Below are 2,763 nucleotides of genomic sequence, written 5' to 3'. Positions count from 1 at the left end.
GTATTAAAGACTCCTCGGCGAGTATCAAAGACTCGTCGGCGAGTATTAAAAACTCATTCACGAGTATTAAAAACTCATTCACGAGTATTAAAGACTCATTCACGAGTATTAAAGACTCGTTGGCGAGTATCAAAGACTCGTCGGCGAGTGTTAAAAACTCATTCACGAGTATTAAAGACTCGTCGGCGAGTATTAAAGACTCATTCACTATTCCCTATTCCCCATTCCCCATTTAAGAAAAACTACCCTGCATAAGGATTACCGATTCTATCCACAGAGACGTTGGAGGAGAATGGCAAACGACCTGGATTTAAGCGTGGTTCTGCTGCATAGCCAACAGGAACTAAAACAGCGATCGCTAAATCTGGATTATCCCCAGCACCAATCACTTGTTTTACCTGATCCTCAATCCAACCGTTCATAAAACATGTGGATAATCCCAGACTTTCTGCCGCTAAGACCAAATGGGTAGCGGCAATAATGGCATCTTTGATCGCATATTCGCGTCGCTTGTCGCCTAGCGTTGCTTGAAATTGGGGGATGGCGCTTTTAAAGTAGTTTATCGTGCCTTCATTCCATGCCCCAGTTTCACTTGCCCGCTCAAAAATTGGGGTTAAGTCTCCTTGGCCTACGTTAGGATCGGCGGCAAAGACGAAGGTTACAGGTGCTTGGACAATTTGCTGTTGATTCCACGATGCTGCTGCTAGTGCTGCCTTTTGCGCCTCATCTTGCACAAGAATAATTTGCCAGTCTTGGATATTAAAGCTGCTGGGCGCTGCCACGGTCAACTCTACCAACTGCTTGAGCAGTTCTGGGGCGATGGGGTCTGTTTTAAAAGTTTTAATGGAACGACGTTGAGCGATCGCACTGGGTACATCTAAAGCTTGGGTTTGGGTGATGGAACTCATAAGATTCTCCTGATAGTTGAGTTATGAAAGGGTTTCGGATTTTACTCTGTTTAGAGTCATTCAAAAGCGTTAAAGAGCAGGGCAATGTAATATGTTCCTCTCTAATTGGGAATGTTAACCGGGTTAGAGATATGCTCGTGGATAATGCGCCATTGTCCCTCTCGCTTTTGCCATACAAGCGTCGCATGAGCCGTAATTCCAACCGCCTCATTTCCTATGGTGGTTGCTGTACTATGAAAAATTAAAGCAGAGACGGTAATGTTATCACTTGTGAAAATCTGAATATCCCCAACTAATTTAACTTGCCACTGTGTTATTGCTGTCATGAAGGGCTTCCATATTTCCTCATAGGATTGCCATCCTTGAATTCGAGTGGTCTGCGGTGAGAGGGTATCGAAGGCGAGGAATTGTTCATCTTGCCAGTAAAGATTGTCTAGGACAGAAAAATCAAAGGGTTTGTCGCCTGAACTAAACGCAGCTAGCCAATCATTAACGCGTTCTTTGATTTCCGCTTCTTCTAAAGTATCTTTCATAGTTCACAACCAATTTGTACAACTATTTTACTGATGTTGTATCTGGGAAAAATCTAAAAACCTAAGTTTGATTTTATACTTTAGAGTGCGAAAAGTGGGTTTTAATTATTCAGATGAGAAGAATTAGGCATTGACCACCTGCTCGTTAGCAGCTGACCAAAATGGATAGTCTGTATATCCCTTTTCATCGCCACCATAAAAGCTTGCTTGATTTGCTTCATTTAGTGGTGCATTCAAAGCCAAGCGTCGCGGTAAATCGGGGTTTGATATAAATAACGTGCCAAAGGCAACTAAATCTGCTGCTTTGTTTGCTAGTACTGCATCGCCTTTTTCACGAGTATAACCACTATTGACGATGAGTGTACCTGTAAAGCGATCGCGTATATGACTAGTGGGTACAATTATCCCGCCATGTCTAATGTCTGCCTCTGTTGCCTCAAAAAGATGCAGATATGCCAAATTAAACTGGTTCAACGCTTGAGCCGCATAACCAAATGTCTCCAGGGGATTAGAGTCACCTATATCGTTAAAAGTCCCACTGGGAGAGAAACGTACTCCTACTCGGTTAGAATCCCAGACACTAGTTACCGCCTCTGTCACTTCTAACAGGAATCGGGCGCGATTCTCAATGGAACCGCCATATTTATCTGTACGTTGATTGGTGCGATCGCGGAGAAACTGATCTATTAAATAACCATTAGCTGCGTGAATTTCCACCCCATCAAACCCAGCCGCTAGGGCATTTGCCGCTCCTTGACGATACTGTTCGACTATCTGCGGTATTTCTGAAGTTTCTAAAGCACGGGGAATTACAAAAGGTTTTGGCCCCTCATAAGTTGCGGCGTCACCTTTAGCAGCAATGGCAGAAGGTGCCACAGGTAAAACTCCATTCGGTTGTAAGTCTGGGTGAGAAATCCTGCCTACATGCCATAGTTGCAGAAAAATTCTGCCTCCCTGCTGATGTACGGTATCGGTTACTAACTTCCATCCCTCCACCTGTTCTAATGAATGAATTCCTGGTGTAGCGGGATAACCCTGTCCTTCAGGAGTTACCTGTGTTGCTTCAGAAATAATCAATCCGGCGGAAGCCCGTTGCGCGTAGTAGGTAGCATTCAGTTGCTGTGGTACATTTCCTTGACCTGCCCTATTTCGGGTTAAGGGTGCCATTACTATCCGGTTAGGTAGTTCCAGATTCCCTAATTGATAAGGAGAAAATAAGTTGATATCACTAGTCATTGGTTTTATCTCCAAATTATTTTAGTCATTTGTCATTGGTCATTGGTCATTGGTCATTGGTTATTTCTGCCCAATCCCCAGTCCCC

At 43.9% G+C, this 2,763-nt stretch carries 3 protein-coding genes and 1 pseudogene; all 4 read right to left on the bottom strand.

All coding sequences use genetic code 11. The features are described 5' to 3' along the window. Positions 1 to 208 (bottom strand): annotated as a pseudogene (locus ACFE90_RS37650) (hypothetical protein); the annotation flags it as partial. A 34-nt stretch (positions 209 to 242) separates the two neighbouring features. After that, complete coding sequence (locus tag ACFE90_RS37645) at positions 243 to 908, bottom strand: nitroreductase family protein (RefSeq protein ID WP_375507321.1); 666 nt, start codon at positions 906 to 908, stop codon at positions 243 to 245. Positions 909 to 1,009: 101 nt separating this feature from the next. Continuing rightward, complete coding sequence (locus ACFE90_RS37640) at positions 1,010 to 1,441, bottom strand: YybH family protein (RefSeq protein ID WP_375507320.1); 432 nt, start codon at positions 1,439 to 1,441, stop codon at positions 1,010 to 1,012. A 123-nt stretch (positions 1,442 to 1,564) separates the two neighbouring features. Then, on the bottom strand, positions 1,565 to 2,677 hold the full coding sequence (locus ACFE90_RS37635) for an alkene reductase (protein ID WP_375507319.1): 1,113 nt from the start codon (positions 2,675 to 2,677) through the stop codon (positions 1,565 to 1,567). Between the last annotated feature and the right edge of the window lie 86 nt (positions 2,678 to 2,763).

It is taken from the genome of uncultured Nostoc sp. (assembly GCF_964245445.1).
Lineage (GTDB): Bacteria > Cyanobacteriota > Cyanobacteriia > Cyanobacteriales > Nostocaceae > Nostoc.
This window is presented reverse-complemented; position numbering and strand designations above follow the sequence as displayed.